Source organism: Mesorhizobium sp. M1A.T.Ca.IN.004.03.1.1 (assembly GCF_003997555.1).
Taxonomy (GTDB): Bacteria; Pseudomonadota; Alphaproteobacteria; order Rhizobiales; family Rhizobiaceae; genus Mesorhizobium.
Window position 1 is genome coordinate 1 of sequence record NZ_RZTV01000996.1, and the last position, 240, is coordinate 240.

Annotated in this window: 1 protein-coding gene; it reads right to left on the reverse strand. The window is 62.9% G+C overall.

The window, feature by feature from the left end:
* Positions 1–240, reverse strand: a 240-nt coding sequence (locus tag EOD29_RS34660; RefSeq protein WP_127248912.1) for an ABC transporter permease subunit, incomplete at both ends; no start/stop codon positions are given.

The following is a 240-nucleotide window of genomic DNA, read 5'->3' on the forward strand; positions in this document are numbered from 1 at the left end:
GGCAGTCCCTTGGCGCGGGCGGTGACGACATAGGGCTTGTGCAGTTCGTCGGTCAGGTTGGCGCGCAGGATGCGGATCATCGCTGCCGTTCCGGATGCGCCGATGATGATGATCGGGATCCAGAGATGGGCGAGGAAATCGCCGACCTTGGCGAGGCTCCAGGGCGCCTCGGCATACTCAGGCGAGATCAACCCGCCGACGCTCTGGCCGAGATATTTATAGGCGACGTACATCAGCGTC